This is a genomic window from Paenibacillus sp. J22R67, from assembly GCF_059692175.1.
This window is the reverse complement of sequence record NZ_JCAUAX010000005.1, coordinates 215,102-233,037: the sequence shown is the minus strand read 5'-3', so window position 1 is coordinate 233,037 and position 17,936 is coordinate 215,102. Positions and strand designations below refer to the sequence as shown.

The window sequence follows — 17,936 nt, the reverse complement described above, 5'->3', positions numbered from 1 at the left end:
TGGAGGGCTACAGATGAACAGTTCGGCAAATACAGCGGGCACTGCGTCTCGATCCAAATCGAGGCGCTCCAGCCTCTTGAAATCGGTGAGTAGTCGGTATGATCTCTACCTTATGCTGCTCATTCCAATTGTATGGTATCTTGTGTTCCATTACGGGCCATTGTACGGTCTGCAAATCGCTTTCAAAAACTTCAGTCCTGCGAAGGGCATCAATGGCAGCGCATGGGTAGGACTTGACCATTTCAAACGTTTTGTTGAGTCTTATTATTTCTGGAGACTGCTGTGGAACACGATTTCTATCAACTTGTTTTCCTTATTATTTGCGTTTCCGATCCCGATCCTGCTTGCTTTGCTAGTTACTGAAATCCGCAATAAAGCATTCAGTAAAATCGTGCAAAACATTACGTATATCCCGCATTTTATTTCTATCGTCGTTATGGTTGGGATGATTATGCTCTTTTTATCTCCACGAGGCGGTCCTGTGAATACGATCATAGAGGCTGTTGGCGGAGAACCTGTTCGATTTCTCGATTCCGCGAGCTGGTTTAAGTCGATTTTTATTAGCTCCAATATCTGGCAAAACATGGGGTGGCAATCGATTATTTATATTGCAGCCTTGAGCGGAGTCAATCCACAGCTGTATGAAGCCGCTAAAATGGATGGCGCAAGCCGGCTGCGACGCATCTGGCATGTATCTATACCGGGCATTCTGCCGGTCATCGTTATTTTGTTGATTCTTGATGTCGGGCATTTCATGAATGTTGGGTTTGAGAAAATTTTGCTCATGCAAAATAATTTGAATTTGGAGTCCAGTGATGTGATCTCTACGTTCGTCTACTCGGCAGGTATTTTGAAAGGCGAGTATAGTTATACAGCCGCCATAGGATTGTTTAATTCTCTTATCAACCTTGGACTGCTGATCCTCGTGAATCGCTTTGCCCGTAAAAAAGCGGAAACAAGTTTATGGTAGGAGGGCCGAGTGATGCAGAAGCAAACGCTCAATAAGAGGAGCTCGGATGAAAAAGTTTTTGATGCTGTCGTAAACGGATTGGCTGCCATTCTCGTGATTGTCGTGCTGTATCCGCTCATCTTTATCGTTAGCGCCTCATTCAGTGATCCAGCACTAGTGCTGAATGGTGATGTCATTTTGCTGCCAAAGCAAATAACTTTAGAAGCATACCGGAACGTCTTTCATAACGATCAAATCTGGAACGGCTATGGAAATACCATTCTATATACGTTAATCGGAACGGCAATCAACCTCATAATGACGACACTTGCCGCTTACCCGCTGTCAAGATCGGATTTACCTGGACGTGGGGGGATTATGTTTTTCGTTACGCTTACGATGTTTTTCAGCGGGGGGCTCATTCCGTCTTATCTTCTAGTGAAAAATTTGGGTATGGTAGATACGATGTGGGCATTAGTGATCCCAGGCGCAATTGCCACTTATAATTTGATTGTCATGAGAACGTATTTTCAAACTAGTATCCCTTGGGAAATTCAGGAAGCCGCAAATATCGATGGATGTTCGAACTGGAAACTGTTGACTCATGTGATTCTACCACTTTCGAAGCCGATCTTGGCTGTCATGATCCTGTTTTACGCGGTAGGGCATTGGAACTCATACTTTAATGCTCTAATCTATATTCGCAGTAAGGATTTGTACCCGTTACAGCTCGTGCTGCGTGAAGTGCTCATGGTCAGTTCGTCAGATGCAGCCGACAGCAACGTGGGGTTGGAATCCAAAGTGCTGCTCGCTGAAAGCATCAAATATGTCGTTATCATCATGTCCAGTTTGCCGGTATTGTTGATGTATCCATTCGTTCAGCGGCATTTTGTAAAGGGCGTTATGATTGGTTCATTAAAAGGATAGATAGTGAAAGGAAGCGTTGTGTTTATGGTGCAAACTAGAGCTAGAATTCAAGTGAATACAAATCAAGTCAGTACTACCAAAATTAATCCTTATCTATTCGGACATTTTGTGGAGGATATTCGTGATCATATGGACGCGATGTTAGCTTATCCGCTGAGAGATATGGATTTTGAAAGTATGGATGAAGCGTATAGGGGGCTTTCCGGAAGCTGGCGTCCTTTTACAAATGGTAAAAGCACAAGTTATGGACTTGAACCTGCGGCTACACGTCATTCCGGTCATAGTCAGCGAATTAGAATTTATAGCGATGACGAGGGATACGCAGGAATTAGCCAAGCGATAGCTGTGAAACAAGATCAAGTTGGTTACTCGCTCGCGCTATATGCAAGAGCTTCTATAGAGATCGAATTTGTTGCGGTGGAAATTGTAGATAAGAAGAGCGGCGAAGTACTGGGGCATGTGCGAATCGAGATTGAAAGTCATAACTGGAAACATTATGAAGCACGCCTCCAGGTACAGCGGGATTGTGAGCACGCAGAGTTCAGATTATATGTGCCTTCGGATCATGATCGTTGGCTTGACCATGTATCCACGGGGATGCTCTGGCTGGATCATATTTCGCTGCTTCCTTCTGATAGCGTAGGCAATGTACGTAAAGAAGTGATGGACATGACGAGAGACTTGAATGCCGGGATGATGCGTCTTGCTGGGAATTATATTAGTGCCTATCACTGGCAGCAGGCTATCGGCCCTGTCTATGAACGCCCTGCAGTCATTAATGAAGCATGGGGAGGCTGGACAAATAAATATTTCGGTACAGACGAGTTTATTGCATTTTGCCAGGAATTGAAGGTAGAGCCTCTTATCTGTGTAAATGATGGGTCGGGAACTCCGGAAGAAGCAGCCGAGTGGGTTGAATATTGCAATGGCAGCGTGCATACACCGATGGGTAAACTTCGTGCAGCCAATGGACATCCCAAGCCGTATGGCGTGAAATATTGGGAAATCGGGAACGAAGTATGGGGGGCATGGCAGGTTGGCCATTGCACGGCGGAGCAGTTCGCAGAACGTTATATGCGATTTGCGGAAAACATGAAAGCAGCTGATCCTGCTATTAAGTTGTTAGCCTGCGGTGATGACAAAATGGATTGGAATCAAACCTTACTAGAACAAGCTGCTGAGCACATTGATTTCTTAACCTTGCACTTGTATCACGGATGCAATCGTTTTGGAATGAATCATCGTACGTTAAGTGAAGAGCGTTATAAGGCCATAGTTTCTTATCCTGAATGGACAAGAGAAACCGTGCGTCGATTGCGGGAATTATTTGCAACATCAGACCGGTATGCCCACATTAAATTGGCGGTAACGGAGTACAACACCATGTATTATCCGAACACCATTCGTAAGGGTTTACCCAATGAACATACCCTTGAAGCAGCTGTGGCGAATGCAGCGAATTTGAATGAATTTATTCGAAATAGCGATTTGATCGAGATCGGCAGCTTCTCCGACTTAGTAAATGGCTGGCTTGGAGGGTGTATCCGGGTAGGGGATTTCTATGCTGACCAGTACCGGGGCAAATCTGCGGGAAGAAGCGAAAATGCCTTAACCATATATGGCTCGCCAACCTATTATGTCATGAAAATGTATGCGAACCGTGACCTTGGCTATGTCGTTGAATCCCACACCGATTGCGAAAGTTTTAGGGTAAGTAGTCCAGTCCAACTACCACATTTGGATGCCCTGCCGAATTTAGATGTCGTGGCTTGTACGAGCATTCAGGGAGATAAGCTGACGATTTTTGTAGTGAATCGAGGTCTCGAAGATACGATTACGGATATTCAGCTTGATGGATTTGCCGGAAAAGGTACTGCTCAATTGCTGGAAGTCACTGCGGATCATTATGAAAGCATCAATAATGTGCAAAATCCTGAAAACGTGGTCTGCACAGCCCAGGATCTGCCGATTTTAAAATCACAAGTGACTTGTCTATTGAGAGCTTCGTCTGTTTACGTATTAGAAATCACTCGCTAATGGGAGTAAAAGATAACCGAATGCGATGGGTTAAAAAAGCATGGAACATAGCCTTGGCTGTATGTGCCGCTATCCTAGTCATTGTGATTGTTGCTATGTATCCCCAAATGGGGGGCGGGAGGAGGCGAATAGGATGGAGGTATCCCTGGGTCAAACCTACCAGAATCCTTTTGTTTTGAATCAAGAATGGGAGGATTACGGTATTGGAGATCCTTACGTTCTGCGCTTTAACGGTAAATACTACTTGTATTGCAGCACGAAGGACAAAAGAGTCGGTGTTAAGGCATGGAGTTCAGATGATCTAGTGAATTGGCGTTACGAAGGATTGGTTACAGAGGAACCCGTTAGTGAAGGCGCGTATGCGCCGGAGGTTGTTTATTGGAACGGAGCGTTCTACATGTACACTTCTCCGGCAGGCAAAGGGCATTACGTCTTGCAAAGCGATAAGCCTACAGGACCTTTCGTGACAAAGACAGATAATCTCGGCTACACGATTGATGGCTCTGTCTTTATCGACGATGATGGGAAGTGGTATTTCACTCACGCGAAATTTGGCGGCATTATGATAAGCTCGATGCCCGATCCATATACCATCGAAGCAGGTAAGCAGTTGAACGCTTCGCTGGGTCATTGGACGGAAGGTTCAATGATCATCAAGCGAAATGGACGCTATTTCATCACTTACACGGGTAATCACGTTTTTAGCAAGGGCTACCGGGTTAATTACGGCGTGAATCACGAATCTCCCTCAAGTACATATACCATTCCTGAAAATAATCCGATCCTGATATCCACGGCGAACGATTTCAATGGACTTGGTCACAGTGCGACGGTTATGGGACCTAACCTGGATTCATACTACATCGTCTATCACAATCTGATAGGACGCTCTGCGGAAGGACCACCCGTCCGCAAGCTGAATCTGGATCGGCTTGTATTCAACGGAGACAAGATGTCTGTTCTTGGGCCGACACAGGGGACACCGCAAGAAGCACCCCGCATGCCGGAATTCCATGATGAGCTAGGTGCAATGCCATCCAGTGACAAATGGGAGAAGATCAGCCCATCTGGTGGTGGCGAGGCACTGCTGCTGACACGAATAGACACTGGCAGCAGTTATACGGCCGAGTACAATTTTCAAATGAATCAGCATGATAGTGTGCCTTCTTTGCTGGAAACTGTGTTCGCCTATACGGATGCGGAGAATTACTGGTCAACACGCCTAATTGAATCGTCGATGGAGCTTGCTCTCATTCATCGTGTGAACGGCAGCGAGACGGTTGTATCCACGAAGAAGCTGCCACAGGGCACCGATCTTACGAAGCTTCATACAATCCGCGTCGAAACCGGGAACTCAGGTATGATGATTTATTGGGACGGGCTGCTCAAGATCGAGCAGTCCAGCGTGGCGGCGAGTGCTGGCCGCATTGGCTATATGTGGCCGCTAGGAACGCAGCCCATACTGCATTACACGGCTTTTTCTAATGAATCGAATGGCAGCAGCGATCAGAAAGTGATCAAACCGCTGCCGGGTACGGTGGAAGCTGTTCATGGTGTTCAAGACGGTCATCCGAGCATCCGTTCCGGGATTACACCGGACGGTAGTGATGCCGTGATTTTGTCAGGTAAGGACGATGGACTGAGTTACCCGGTCAATATACGCCAAGATGGCAGCTATCTGCTGGCTGTGAATGTATCCAAAGCATCGGCAGGGTCAACGATATCGGTGGAAACGAATGGTGTGTTGAGGAAAATAAAGCTCGGAGCCTCCTTCTTTGCAGCCGATGCGGATTGGACGAAAGTACCGCTCGGAGTGTTCGAGCTGAAGAAAGGGACACAATGGCTGTCCCTACGCCATGTGTATGGAGAGATCGCGCTGAGGTATGTGGAAGCGAATCTCACCGTACCAGTGCCGGAACAGTCGGTCATTAAGCCGACGGCAGTAGGAATAGCCAATCGCTTCGGCGGCGATTGGGGTTGGACAGACTATACCGTCAGTTTTGAGTTGACCATGAAACAAGCTACAACGGACGAGGCAAGTATTCTGCTGCGAACGACGAATGAGTCGGAATTCAAGGAAAAGGTCAAAGATGCTTTCATGGGTTATGCACTTGCGTTTCATAACAGCAAGGTCAACCTAAGTCGAGTCAGCTATGAAAATGCTGTAGAAGAGGCAACCGGGTCTCTCGTTTTTGAGCCTGGCCAAACCCGAAAGGTGACTGTGGAGCTGAAAGGACCGACGATTAGCATCTTTTCCGATGCAAGCCAAAAGCCGCTCTTGAGTTGGACAGACCCGAATGCGTTTCTTAACGGGCGTATAGGTTTGCGAGGTGCTTCGCCCGATTGGGCGGTATCTCCACTGGCGGTAACTGGCAATAGATAAAAAAGAAGAGACACTGACGCGATATTACTGTGAGTGTCTTTTTTTCGCGGGGAATTGAACGTCAAGACTTATCTACTATTTGCATGGCACTCTCGACAAGAATATACTTAATATTGGTATAATCACATGTACGATGAAGGAGGCAATGACATAATGAAGCTTCGCTGCGCAATATTAGACGACTACCAGCAAGTGGCTTTAACTGCTGCGGATTGGTCATCGATTACGGACCAAGTAGAGGTCAAAAGCATCAATCGCCATATCGAGTCGTCAGATGAGCTTGTCGAACAAATCGGCGATTGCGAAATTGTCGTGATTATGCGTGAAAGGACTCCTTTCCGCGCATCTCTTCTTAAGCGGCTTCCCCAGTTGAAGCTGCTAGTTACCACGGGCATGCGGAATGCCTCCATTGACCTGGACGCTGCCGCTTCGCAAGGCATTACCGTTTGCGGAACGGGAGGCGCAGGCAATGCAACAGCTGAGCTTACTTGGGCATTGGTTCTTGGGCTCGCGCGCAACATCGTGCAAGAGCATAACGCAATTCGCAGCGGTCAGTGGCAGAGCACGATAGGAACAGATTTGTACGGCAAGACGCTTGGCGTGCTGGGCCTTGGCAAGCTTGGCACCAAGATCGCCAAGTTCGGCCAAGCGTTCGGCATGGATGTCGTAGCATGGAGCCAGAATTTAACGCAAGAGAAGGCCGATGAAGTTGGCGTGAGATTAGCTAGTTCCAAAGAAGAGCTGCTTGAGGGCAGCGACTTTGTGTCGATTCATCTTGTCTTAAGCGAAAGAACAAGAGGGCTGATCGGCGCGGCGGAGCTCAAGCGTATGCGGCCTTCTGCCTATCTGATTAATACGTCCCGTGCTCCAATCGTAGATCAAGAAGCACTTGCTGAAGCTTTGCAGAACCGCTGGTTCGCTGGAGCCGCAGTGGATGTCTTTGAGGTAGAACCGTTACCGCAAGATGACATCTACAGGACGCTTCCGAATCTTCTTTCTACGCCGCATATTGGCTATGTTTCCGAGGCGGGTTATCAGGCATTTTATAGAGATATAGTTGAAGATATTAAAGCCTATTTAGCGGGTTCACCGGTTCGAACTCTTTCCTGATTTACAAGGGAAGGTGGACAAAATCAATAACATGATCTAGTGGAAAATGAGCAGTTCCTGTGCAAGAAGGGGCTGCTCTTCTTATTGCTCAAGGGTGAAATAACAGGGATTTCTACTGTTAACAATGGCGCTGAGAGAGAGTTTTGTGGAATAAAAGGAGTTCCTCCAGTTCATAGGTAGGCAGCTTAAAAAGACAATTGCCACTATTTCGTGGCAGGACGCATAAGGGAAGTCGGGGACTTGATCGTTGACGCTCCATTCATGACAGTAAGTTTTTGGATAAGTCGGTGACTTGACAAGTGAATGTGAAAAACGTATTGTTAAGAGGCAAACAGTTAACTAATTAACTATTAAGACGGAGGTTATATCCTATAGAGAAGTGGAACCCTTTTGAACAATCTCCTCAACCAGTCAATGTTTTTTTGACGCTATATAAAACGAATCATCATTTGGTTCAGCAATTGGAGGAGCAACTCGTCAAGTTCGATTTGACCTTGGGCCGTTGGTGCGTCTTAGTTGCTCTTAAGTCGAGTGGAAGGGCAATGGTCCCATCGGAGATAAGCGATGACCTAGCCGTCACTAGAGCGAATATTAGCAACTTATTGAATTCATTGGAGAAAGCAGGACGCATCCAAAGAAATCTCGATCCAACCAACAGGAGAAGAATTCTAGTCAGTCTGACCCCAGAAGGTCATGAACTCATAGTACAAGTATGGCCTGTTTATGAACAGACTATTACACAAAATGTAGGTAATAAACTTAGCCATGAAGAACAAAATCAGTTGGCAACGTTGTTGAAAAAGTTGGTTTAAGCAATTACTTCTGTCCAATAGGGCAGATCTCCCAATAGTTAATTGATTAATTGTTAGTTGATTAATGAATAGGAACTTAAATTTATAAAACAAAAGGAGTTTTGGACATGTTAAAAGATAAAGTTGCAATTATTACTGGTGGCGGTGGCGGTATCGGGCTTGCCGCGGCTCGCATGTTTTCTGCAAAAGGAGCAAAAGTGCTAATCACGGGGCGCCAAATAGGTCCATTGGAAGAAATCGCAGCTAGCGATCCGAACATTAAAGCATTTGTAGCTGACGTAAGTGATCCAGAGTCGGCAAACAAAACGGTTGCAGCAGCACTAGAACATTGGGGACGTCTCGATATCGTCGTGAATAATGCAGGTGGTGGCGTTATTCAGCCGCTAGCAGATGTAAGTGCGAAATCAATTAGCGATATTTTCGCCGTTAATGTGACGGGTCCAACCTTGCTAGCTGCTGCCGCCATCCCGCACCTCGAAAAAACCAAGGGGGCCATCATCAACATGTCGAGTACTTACGGAAGTAAAGCAGCGGCAGGATTATCTCTTTATGCTTCGAGTAAAGCTGCTGTAGAACATCTGACACGTTGCTGGGCTCTTGAACTCGCTCCGAAGGGGATTCGTGTGAATGCCATTGCAAGTGGACCCGTAGAAACTGCTTTCCTACGAGATCGTATGGGACTTAGCGATGAGCAGATCAATGAAGTGAAGGAACAGGAACGCAAGATGATTCCACTTGGCCGTCGGGGTGTAACAGATGATGTCGCAAGTTGGGTTGTTAATTTGGCCGACAGAGACTCTGGCTGGATCACGGGACAAATTATTGGTGTCGATGGCGGACTCGTGATATCTTGATCCTTTTCAAATGAAGAATGAAGAACTGATAGCAATGAAAAAAGCAGCCATGAGACCATGGCTGCTTTTGGCTCTCAGGAAGAGCCATATCATGAGCATTCTTTGAATGCGATTACAAATCATTTTTTAAAGCTTTCCAAGTATTTGAGTGCGACTCCGAGTGCGCCAAGATAATAACCGATTAACAGTAAGAAGCCTGTAGGGTCAAGGGCCATCATATTGGAAAGCAAGAATAATGGGAATACGTAGAACAGTAAGTCTTTCAAGTAAGAGAGAAATAAAGAACTGGAGAACGTACCGGCTTTAAGAGCGGTGTATAAGTTGTATAAGAAGCTTAGGCCCATTAAACCGAGAACTACAAACATTGTGTAGAGCATCCATCCTGTAAGTGCTAGTGTCATTTGGATTCACCTCCCGATTGGGAAGATTTACTACTTAGATATCATATGTAGCTCGATGACAAGTCGTACTAGGACGAAGCACTCATTTTTTTGAAAAAGATAAAAATTGAATACATAATTTATATTATGTAAACAAATTTACAGCTGCATATTATTTCGGTAAATAAGAGGAGCCACGCCGACGTACTTTTTGAATAATCGTGAAAAGTAAAAGACGTCTTTAAACCCTAACGAATCAGCCACTTCCTTGACAGAATCCTCTGTATTCAGAAGAATGTTTTTCGCTTCAGCTATTTTCAAACGGTTGATATAAGCGTTGAGAGGATACCCTGTATACTCACTCACAACTCTACGAAGTGTTGAAATCGAGATGTGATGCCGCTTTGCGATACTTTTCGCATCGAAAGGCTGAAAGAGGGAATCCCCGAGATCATCCATAATATCGATGACTTGCTGTGTTTTCGTCGTTTGGGCTGTAGCTTGCGCTTTCAACATAAATTCAAAAAGCAACGTTTCCAGAAGCAGCGCGGCGCGATCAATGTTATCGGGTAATCCGCTCTCCATCAACATGAAGATACGTTCGATCCGGTTGAGTTGGGTGGCATCCTCATGGCCGACATGCTTCGCTTCATCGACATTCGTTAACCAACTGCCAAGCCATTCCTTTATACGGGCGCCCTCAAAGGTAAAATAATACTCATCCCAAAACCCATCCTGATCAGGACCATAATTATAAATAACGCCTGGTCGTAAGAAGAGGAGACTGCCGCTTTCCACGCGTTGTACGGGTCCATTATTTGCTTGATAAGACCCATTGCCACCAGACAAGTATATAAACGCCCATTTGGAGAAAGAAGCTTGATGTCGAAAAGAGATGCGTCCGGGCAAATGTCCGACGTTTGAAATAATTAAAGATTGCAGCCTAAGCTTGCTAGAATCGATAGGCAGCGTAATGATCCTCAGCGGATAAGGACTGATCATATAGTCCATGAATTTCGGCATTTCGTATATTCCCTCCGTATAATTCCTTGTCATTGTTGATTTGTAATAAATTTAATGGTGTTAACTAATTACATTGTATCTGAATATTTTATCCATGGGAAGCGTGAGGACGATTTAATTATTTTTCTTAAAGAGCTATAACCCTATGGTCAAAATAATAATTAATGACATTAATCATTAATGATATAAATTAAAAATAGCAGCTCAGTTTTGGGAGCTAGCTGTTGTTAAACAGACCATTTAGCTTCTCAAGAGCCCATATCTTTACTTTTAATTGTTTGGCAAAATGCAAAATGGGGGAATGCTCCGGAAGCTTGATCCCAAAAGAGGCTGGCAGGCTATTGATCCTAATGTTAGCCTCGGCCGATTGTAGGGGCCATGGTTCATGATCGATCTCGCCGCGATAGATCCTTCCACGGCGATCCTGACAATATAGACAATAACGCTCCGTAAGCCAGTATTCTAAAGTTCTTGGTACAGCATACCGAATGGGGGAGGAAGGACGGTACTCCGCTAAAAACTCACCATCCCGAGCGCGTGAATCTTGACGAACACTTCGGTAGAATGTGGTGTTATTTGCTATTTCCTTAACTTCAATTTGTGTATAGAAATAGGGGAGATGGAATAAAGTGCGCGCCGCTTCAACAGCGAATCTATTATGAGCGTCCAGGCTGAAGAAGTATACGCCTGGCTTACCATTAATTGTTACGTAGGTTCGGACATTGATTTCCGGGAATGAAGAGAAATAAGGCAAGGCAGGAATACCTCTGGGAGTGACACCTGTCATATGAAAAGGAACGACACCTAGCCAAGCCGTTCCATCAAAGGTGTCGATAGGAATAGGAGCAGGAACAAGTTCTCTTATAAGTTCGATAGGAATAGGCCAATGAGCGAATAGCAAATCGTTCCATATTTGATACATAATCCAGGGTCTTGCAGGTAGAGGCCACGAACGGCTCATAGTCGAAGCTCCTTCGTTAGAAGTATTCTATATCCATCATCGTATTGGTTAGCTTAATGGTTGTAAAGGGTTTTACTTATGTTTGGAGTTCGGGTAGGGAATGCGTGAGATATATGTTATAATGAAGCACAATCTCGAAAGAAAGCAGGCGACTCACACAACATGAATGGGCAAAATCGTAAAGATGTCCTGCCGGGAATCGAAGTCAATATTGTCTTGAAACAAGACCAACGGAGCGGAAAGCTAACAAGAGGAATTGTGAAAGACTTATTAACGAATTCACCGACACATCCACATGGCATTAAAGTAAGATTAACCGATGGACAAGTAGGAAGGGTTAAAGAAATTTTATCGCCGGCTAGGTGATTAGAACGCAGGGGGAGCGAGAATGGCAAAGGCGAAAGTTGCAAAAAGACCTACGCGCGACGAGTTTGTTTTAGAGGAAATTGGGAATCAACTCTCGGAAGCGAAGATGGAAAATTCAGAGATCGTCCTTACAGTTTGGGGTCGTGTAGAAACGGTACGTGGTCTTATCAAAACGATGGATTCACGAACAGGGCGGGTACATATGGAGACTAGCAACGGAGAATTGGATAAAGTTCCTTTTATGGATATTATGAAAGTGGAATACCCTAGAGATTAGCTCTTTTTCGGCCGAATTAGGCCGTTTTTTTCTGTCAAAAAAATTGCACTAAATCTATATTTAACGCAACTTAGATTCTAACGGACGGAGTGAACGAGGTTGGGACAAGTATTGGAGTATGATGACGACTATTTGGAGCTTTTTGATACCTGGATGAAGGATCAGGGATTTACCAAAAGAACGCAGCAAGCTTACTTAGGTGATGTTCGTTTATTTCTTTCGTCGATGGCTAAATCTTTAGACAACATAGAAGCCATTGATATTATGCGCTTTTTAACGAAAATGCGTCAGGGAGGGGCAGGCGATGCTGCACGTAATCGGTACTTGTCATCGATCCGAACTTTTTTCACAGCTTTGATCGAGCTTCAATTAGCGACTAGCAATCCATCTCTGAACATTAAGAAATCGAAGGTGGAGAAAAATCAGATTCCTACATTTCTAAGCGAGCAACTGCTGTCCGTTTTTCTGCAATCGATTGAGGGGAAATATCAAATTCGCAATGTAGCTATGTTTCTGTTGATGAGTTACGCAGGGTTGCGAGTAAGCGAACTGCATCGATTAAATACATCAGACTTCAACCTGACGACCAAATCACTACTGGTATATGGCAAAGGGCGGAAATGGCGCTTAATTCCACTGCCCGATGAATTGGTGAAAGTGCTGAATAAAGCACTGGCAGAGCGGTTGGATTCGCGCAGCAAAGGCGAGCAGCCTTTTTTCGTCTCGCAATTTGGGCGACGGATCAGTATTCGTATGATACAAACGATCGCAGAGAAACATTTTGAGGAACTGAAGAAGCATTATGCTGAGCTGCAAGGGAAGTCCATTTCCAGCCATAAACTGCGACATACATTTGCTACGATGCAGGTATTGGCAGGAACGGATATTCGAACTTTACAGGAATTGTTGGGTCATGCGAGCATACAGACAACTCAAATCTACACACACGTTGCGGACAAACAGAAGCAAGAGGCAATGAATCGGGTTACAGCGTTCATTCCGGCAGGGATGGGGATATAAATAGTTCAACCTAGGGTATATTTTTCTTTTTTGGCGCATATAAGGCAAAAGAGAGATTAAACCTTAGCAGTACAAGGGCATTGGTAGGAGGCATCCAAATGGCCATACAGCCCCCCATTTTACGCAGTGGTGACACCATAGGCATAGTTACGTTAGGAAGTCCGCTTGACGCTAGTATCATTGATGCAAGAATTGAGACGCTTGAAGGAATGGGTTTTGAAGTAATTGTAGGGAAATATGCGTATTCTTATGATGGAATCGTTGCTTCATCGGCTCAGCAGCGCGCAGAAGATTTTATGGCAATGATTTCGAATCCTCGGGTCAAAATGATATTGCCGACCAGGGGGGGCACAGGGGTAAGAGATATTTTACCGTATTTGGACTATCAGTTGATTAACAAACATCCCAAAATTATAACAGGCTACAGCGATATTACCATCTTATTGAATGTACTGAATCAATTTGCAAACTTAATTACCTTTCAAAGTCTTCTTTTAATTGATTTTAGCGCTAATACACCCGCCTATAATTTTGATCAGTTTTTCGCGGCGACATCGACATTAGTAAAGAGTAGAGTGATTCAAAATCCACCTGGGATGCAGTTGAAAAGTCTAGTTCAAGGCAATGTAAGTGGTCAAATTGTCGGAGGAAATCTGACCTCGTTCGTAGGATCACTGGGGACGCCGTATGAAATAAACACAACCGGTAAAATAGTGGTTATCGAAGAAACACATGAACCAACGAACACGATTTATCGCTATTTGACGCAATTGATTATGGCGGGTAAATTCCAACATTGCCAAGGGATTGTTATGGGTCAATGCACGAATTGTTCCGTTTCATATTCAACTTCTTATGAGGATATAATCAACAGTTTGATTTATCCGCTTGGTAAACCTCTTATGACGAATTTAAGTACCGCGCATGGTTACTACAAGGCTGCAATCCCAATCGGAGCCATGGCGGATCTGAACACATTCAATAACACGCTTACCGTACTTGAACCAACGGTTAAAATGTAGCATGAAAATTTGTTTACATAATATTAATTATGTAACGAATATAATAACCCTGACTCTACTATGAGACAGGGTTATTTGAATTCGAGAGGGAAGACTTTACACTCTGTCTCGTTGATTCATGAATTTCGGAACACATTGTATAATGTAATAAATGCTAGGTGTTATATAATATAACATATACAGTTATTGTAAATAACACGTCTATAACAGGGTGATAAGCGCAAGTTGAGGAGGAGCAGGATGAATTCAGAGCTTTCTCGTCAAAAGGTGGAAATATCATTGGATGGCGTATGCAAGGTGTTCGGTAAAAAAGGGAGGCAAGTGACAGTCCTCCAGGACATCACATTCGATGTGCTCCAGAATGAATTCGTATCCTTGCTTGGTCCGTCGGGCTGTGGTAAATCAACGCTGCTGCGAATAATGGCTGACTTGCTGCAACCCTCCAGCGGGCAAATTCTAATGGAGAAAGAGCATCCGCGGGAAGTTCGTTTGCGCAGAAAGTTCGGAATTGTGCTGCAGCAACCAACGTTATTTGAGTGGCGAACCGTGCAGGAAAATGTTGAACTTCCTCTCGAGGTACTAGGTCAAAGTCGCTCGGAGTATAGACATACGGTCGATCAGCTGCTGGAAACGGTTGGTTTAACCAAGTTTAAGGATTATTACCCTTGGCAGCTGAGCGGAGGCATGCAGCAAAGAGTCGCTATTGCGCGTGCTTTATCCTTGGATCCACCTATTTTATTTATGGATGAACCTTTTTCTGCGTTGGATGAGTTCACGAAGGATAAGCTGCAAATTGAGCTGCATGCGATTAAGAAAAAAACGAAGAAAACCATCGTTTTTGTTTCTCATAGCGTTTCCGAGGCCGTCTTCTTATCGGATCGAATCATTGTCTTAACGGCTCATCCAGGACGTATACATGCGATACATCACGTAGCCCTGGGAGAGGAACGAATCGCATTAACACGTGATTCTGACCCGTTTCATGCGATATCCGCCTCAATTCAATCAAGCTTGTACCAGAGTCAATCTTATAAATCTGAATGAAATATACATTTAACCTTAGCATCAAGGGATGTCTATCTCTTTATATACATAGAAATAATATAGGAGATTTTTTGGCAAGGATTACGAGGAGAGGAGGCTGTTTATGCCGAGTGAAGAACTGAGTGATCTGTCGACCAAGGAGGGGTTGCTTGAGAAAGATCGCAAATATGTGTGGCACCATATGTCTGCACATAACGAGAACCCTATGATACTGGCTTCCGGTGAAGGGAGTTGGGTGACGGATGTGGACGGCAACCGTTATTTAGACGGCATGTCGGGGTTATGGTGCGTGAATGTAGGCCATGGACGGAAGGAAATTGCCGAGGCCGCCGCTGCGCAAATGATGAAGCTTGCTTATGCCACCATGGTCCAATCTCACATCCCGTCCATTGAGCTTGCAGCGAAAATCAATGAGTGGCTGGATGGTGATTACCGAATCTTTTTCTCTAACTCGGGTTCGGATGCCAATGAAGTGGCTTTCAAAATTGCCAGGCAATACTACCACCAGAGTGGTAAAGCCACGAAACATAAGTTCATTTCTAGGCATCGCGCCTACCATGGGAATTCAATGGGGGCTTTAGGAGCAACAGGGCAAGCGCAGCGAAAGCTGAAATATGAACCACTCGGCGCCGGATTTCAGCATGTTCCGCCTCCATATTGCTATCGCTGTCCTTTCGGACAAAAGCAAGGGAGCTGTAGCTTGCAATGCGCTAAAGCCATTGAGGATGTCATTGTCTGGGAAGGTCCAGACTCCGTTGCTGGCGTCATTATGGAGCCCGTTATAACGGGAGGAGGCATGATTGTTCCACCGGACGAGTATTTGAAGACGGTCCGCAGCATATGTGATAAGTATGACGTTTTGCTCATCGTTGATGAAGTAATTTGCGGTTTTGGGCGTTCTGGTGAGAAATTCGGTCATCTTAATTATGGGGTTAGACCAGATATTGTAACGATGGCCAAAGGTATGACAAGCGCTTACTCACCGTTATCGGCAACGGCCGTTTCGGCGGAACTATATGATTCTTTCAAAAACAGCCAAGAACCCACAAGCCATTTACGCCATATTAACACGTTCGGGGGCAATCCGGTTTCCTGTGTTGTTGCTTTGAAAAATATCGAAATTTTAGAAAATGAAAATCTGGTGGCACGTTCGGCTCAAATCGGAAAAGCTTTTAAAGAAGGATTGAAGCCCTTAGTTAAACATCCGCATATAGGTGAAATTCGAATTTTTGGATCGGCAATGGGCATTGAACTAGTTGAAGATGTGCGGACCAAGGAGCCAGCAACGGCAGAGCGAGTGATGAGCATCATTACTGCTTGTAAGCAAAAAGGGCTGTTGATCGGCAAGAATGGGGACACCGTACCTGGGTACGCAAACATTCTTACTTTAAGTCCGCCATTCTCTTCAACAGATGAGGATATTGCATTCATCGTAGACACTTTACTTGCTGTGTTCGATGCCAATTAGGAGAAAGGATGAAGAACATTGTCTACAACACCTGGGATACAAATCAACACTTCACGCTTACATCAGCATATTCATGACCTTTCGCAGATCGGAAAAATCGGAGAAACTGGCGTGTGCCGATTGGCGCTCTCCAAAGAAGATCGCGATGGCGTAGAACTTGTGAAACAGTGGATGGAAGAAGCGGGGATGGAAGCTCACATCGATCCATTCGCCAATCTCATTGGGAAGTTGAAAGGCCGTAATCCAGATGCTCCAGTCCTCATGCTTGGATCTCACATCGACTCCCAGCCCTACGGCGGAAGATTCGATGGTGCAATAGGCGTGCTTGGCGCGATTGAGGTGGTTCAAACACTAGTCGATTCCGGCCAAACGCCTGAATGCGATATCGAAGTTGTGGCGTTCTGTGATGAGGAAGGATGCCGCTTCAATAAAGGTTTGTTCGGTGTCCGCGGAATGACTGGCAAGTTAGAAGACAATGAACTCGAACGGATGGATAAAAGTGGTGTTACCCGCCGGGAAGCGTTGATAGAATTCGGCTGTGACCCTGCAGATTTCGAAGGGTATGTGTTTCAACAAGGACGCATCGGTACGTTCCTGGAGCTGCACATCGAACAAGGGCCGATTCTCGAAACGTTGAATGCGCCAATCGGTATCGTTACAGGCATCTCCGGTCCGTTATGGCTCACAGTTGAGATGACAGGTTTTGCTGGTCATGCAGGCTCTGTACCGATGTCGATGCGACATGATGCTCTGCTTGGTTGCGCTAAGATTATCGTTGCTCTCAACGAGCTTGTTCAACAAGTGCCAGATGCCCCGACTGTTGGAACGGTTGGATCTCTCACGGTTTTTCCGGATTCTCGCAACATTATTCCCGAGAAAGTATCCTTCACGATTGACTTGCGCGATATCGATTTATCCCGTCGCAACGCGCTCGAGACGGAATTGTTGAGTGTGATCGAGAACGTTTCTAGGGAGCATGGACTTACCTATACGATTCGGGAGGATACGAACAGTGAACCCCGTTATTGCGCAGGTTGGATCATGCAAAGCTTGCGTGAGGAGGCTGGTGAGATGGGATTTGCTCCACCGGAGCTCATGAGCGGTCCGTTTCATGATTCTCTAGCTATGTCCCATGTTTGTGATTACGGGATGATTTTCGTTCGATGCTTGGAGGGGATCAGCCATAATCCCAAGGAGTATGCGAGTCCTGACGATATCACGTTAGGTACTGAGCTTCTTTATCGCACGGCGCGCCGGATTGCTTTGGAGAATCCAGGATCGCAGACTTGATGACAATCACCAG

The 17,936-nt window shown here is 45.3% G+C and carries 17 protein-coding genes; 14 read left to right on the top strand and 3 right to left on the bottom strand.

Going from position 1 to position 17,936, the window contains the following annotated elements:
- Positions 1–13 precede the first annotated feature (13 nt).
- The 7 genes from AC58VC_RS21060 (at position 14) to AC58VC_RS21030 (ending at position 9,072) form a co-directional block, all read left to right on the top strand.
- Complete coding sequence (locus AC58VC_RS21060) at positions 14–970, top strand: ABC transporter permease (RefSeq protein WP_497370961.1); 957 nt, start codon at positions 14–16, stop codon at positions 968–970.
- Positions 971–982: 12 nt separating this feature from the next.
- Positions 983–1,876, top strand: coding sequence for a carbohydrate ABC transporter permease (locus tag AC58VC_RS21055; protein ID WP_497370959.1), 894 nt, complete (start codon positions 983–985; stop codon positions 1,874–1,876).
- Between the two features lie 24 nt (positions 1,877–1,900).
- A complete protein-coding gene (locus AC58VC_RS21050; RefSeq protein ID WP_497370957.1) occupies positions 1,901–3,913 on the top strand; it encodes an alpha-L-arabinofuranosidase family protein in 2,013 nt (670 codons plus the stop codon).
- 133 nt (positions 3,914–4,046) lie between these two features.
- On the top strand, positions 4,047–6,296 hold the full coding sequence (locus AC58VC_RS21045; RefSeq protein ID WP_497370954.1) for a family 43 glycosylhydrolase: 2,250 nt from the start codon (positions 4,047–4,049) through the stop codon (positions 6,294–6,296).
- 153 nt (positions 6,297–6,449) lie between these two features.
- The gene (locus tag AC58VC_RS21040; RefSeq protein ID WP_497370952.1) at positions 6,450–7,406 is read left to right on the top strand and encodes a D-2-hydroxyacid dehydrogenase family protein; all 957 of its coding nucleotides are present in this window, start codon (positions 6,450–6,452) and stop codon (positions 7,404–7,406) included.
- Between the two features lie 422 nt (positions 7,407–7,828).
- Positions 7,829–8,218 carry a MarR family winged helix-turn-helix transcriptional regulator gene (locus tag AC58VC_RS21035; RefSeq protein ID WP_497370950.1) on the top strand — a complete coding sequence of 130 codons (390 nt, stop codon included), beginning with the start codon at positions 7,829–7,831 and terminating at the stop codon, positions 8,216–8,218.
- A 107-nt stretch (positions 8,219–8,325) separates the two neighbouring features.
- Positions 8,326–9,072: an SDR family NAD(P)-dependent oxidoreductase gene (locus AC58VC_RS21030; protein ID WP_497370948.1), complete on the top strand. Its 747-nt coding sequence runs from the start codon at positions 8,326–8,328 to the stop codon at positions 9,070–9,072.
- Between the two features lie 119 nt (positions 9,073–9,191).
- On the opposite strand, the gene AC58VC_RS21025 is transcribed toward AC58VC_RS21030, so the two are convergent.
- The 3 genes from AC58VC_RS21025 to AC58VC_RS21015 form a co-directional block, all read right to left on the bottom strand.
- Positions 9,192–9,473 (bottom strand): hypothetical protein, encoded by a 282-nt coding sequence (locus AC58VC_RS21025; protein ID WP_497370946.1) that lies wholly within the window; start codon positions 9,471–9,473, stop codon positions 9,192–9,194.
- Positions 9,474–9,611: 138 nt separating this feature from the next.
- Complete coding sequence (locus AC58VC_RS21020; protein WP_497370944.1) at positions 9,612–10,475, bottom strand: helix-turn-helix domain-containing protein; 864 nt, start codon at positions 10,473–10,475, stop codon at positions 9,612–9,614.
- A gap of 217 nt (positions 10,476–10,692) precedes the next feature.
- A complete protein-coding gene (locus AC58VC_RS21015; protein WP_497370942.1) occupies positions 10,693–11,436 on the bottom strand; it encodes a YqjF family protein in 744 nt (247 codons plus the stop codon).
- A gap of 162 nt (positions 11,437–11,598) precedes the next feature.
- On the opposite strand from AC58VC_RS21015, the gene AC58VC_RS21010 reads away from it, so the two are divergent.
- The 7 genes from AC58VC_RS21010 to AC58VC_RS20980 all read left to right on the top strand — a co-directional run bounded on the left by AC58VC_RS21010 (position 11,599) and on the right by AC58VC_RS20980 (position 17,923).
- The gene (locus AC58VC_RS21010; RefSeq protein ID WP_145663343.1) at positions 11,599–11,802 is read left to right on the top strand and encodes a YwbE family protein; all 204 of its coding nucleotides are present in this window, start codon (positions 11,599–11,601) and stop codon (positions 11,800–11,802) included.
- Positions 11,803–11,824: 22 nt separating this feature from the next.
- Complete coding sequence (locus AC58VC_RS21005) at positions 11,825–12,079, top strand: YolD-like family protein (RefSeq protein ID WP_497370940.1); 255 nt, start codon at positions 11,825–11,827, stop codon at positions 12,077–12,079.
- Positions 12,080–12,178: 99 nt separating this feature from the next.
- Positions 12,179–13,099, top strand: coding sequence for a tyrosine-type recombinase/integrase (locus AC58VC_RS21000; protein ID WP_497370938.1), 921 nt, complete (start codon positions 12,179–12,181; stop codon positions 13,097–13,099).
- A 98-nt stretch (positions 13,100–13,197) separates the two neighbouring features.
- Positions 13,198–14,121 carry a S66 peptidase family protein gene (locus AC58VC_RS20995; RefSeq protein WP_497370936.1) on the top strand — a complete coding sequence of 308 codons (924 nt, stop codon included), beginning with the start codon at positions 13,198–13,200 and terminating at the stop codon, positions 14,119–14,121.
- Between the two features lie 240 nt (positions 14,122–14,361).
- Positions 14,362–15,165, top strand: coding sequence for an ABC transporter ATP-binding protein (locus AC58VC_RS20990; protein WP_497370934.1), 804 nt, complete (start codon positions 14,362–14,364; stop codon positions 15,163–15,165).
- 103 nt (positions 15,166–15,268) lie between these two features.
- Positions 15,269–16,633: an aspartate aminotransferase family protein gene (locus AC58VC_RS20985; protein ID WP_497370932.1), complete on the top strand. Its 1,365-nt coding sequence runs from the start codon at positions 15,269–15,271 to the stop codon at positions 16,631–16,633.
- A gap of 18 nt (positions 16,634–16,651) precedes the next feature.
- The gene (locus AC58VC_RS20980) at positions 16,652–17,923 is read left to right on the top strand and encodes a M20 family metallo-hydrolase (protein WP_497370930.1); all 1,272 of its coding nucleotides are present in this window, start codon (positions 16,652–16,654) and stop codon (positions 17,921–17,923) included.
- Positions 17,924–17,936: the final 13 nt, after the last annotated feature.

Excerpts from the sequence above, each read along its gene's own strand:
- AC58VC_RS21020 (WP_497370944.1), bottom strand. The coding sequence starts at position 10,475 with ATGCCGAAATTCATGGACTATATGATCAGTCCTTATCCGCTGAGGATC.
- AC58VC_RS21025 (WP_497370946.1), bottom strand. The coding sequence starts at position 9,473 with ATGACACTAGCACTTACAGGATGGATGCTCTACACAATGTTTGTAGTT.
- AC58VC_RS21030 (WP_497370948.1), top strand. The coding sequence starts at position 8,326 with ATGTTAAAAGATAAAGTTGCAATTATTACTGGTGGCGGTGGCGGTATC.
- AC58VC_RS20990 (WP_497370934.1), top strand. The coding sequence starts at position 14,362 with ATGAATTCAGAGCTTTCTCGTCAAAAGGTGGAAATATCATTGGATGGC.
- AC58VC_RS21060 (WP_497370961.1), top strand. The coding sequence starts at position 14 with ATGAACAGTTCGGCAAATACAGCGGGCACTGCGTCTCGATCCAAATCG.
- AC58VC_RS21010 (WP_145663343.1), top strand. The coding sequence starts at position 11,599 with ATGAATGGGCAAAATCGTAAAGATGTCCTGCCGGGAATCGAAGTCAAT.
- AC58VC_RS21015 (WP_497370942.1), bottom strand. The coding sequence starts at position 11,436 with ATGAGCCGTTCGTGGCCTCTACCTGCAAGACCCTGGATTATGTATCAA.
- AC58VC_RS21040 (WP_497370952.1), top strand. The coding sequence starts at position 6,450 with ATGAAGCTTCGCTGCGCAATATTAGACGACTACCAGCAAGTGGCTTTA.
- AC58VC_RS20995 (WP_497370936.1), top strand. The coding sequence starts at position 13,198 with ATGGCCATACAGCCCCCCATTTTACGCAGTGGTGACACCATAGGCATA.
- AC58VC_RS21005 (WP_497370940.1), top strand. The coding sequence starts at position 11,825 with ATGGCAAAGGCGAAAGTTGCAAAAAGACCTACGCGCGACGAGTTTGTT.
- AC58VC_RS21050 (WP_497370957.1), top strand. The coding sequence starts at position 1,901 with ATGGTGCAAACTAGAGCTAGAATTCAAGTGAATACAAATCAAGTCAGT.
- AC58VC_RS21055 (WP_497370959.1), top strand. The coding sequence starts at position 983 with ATGCAGAAGCAAACGCTCAATAAGAGGAGCTCGGATGAAAAAGTTTTT.
- AC58VC_RS20985 (WP_497370932.1), top strand. The coding sequence starts at position 15,269 with ATGCCGAGTGAAGAACTGAGTGATCTGTCGACCAAGGAGGGGTTGCTT.
- AC58VC_RS21045 (WP_497370954.1), top strand. The coding sequence starts at position 4,047 with ATGGAGGTATCCCTGGGTCAAACCTACCAGAATCCTTTTGTTTTGAAT.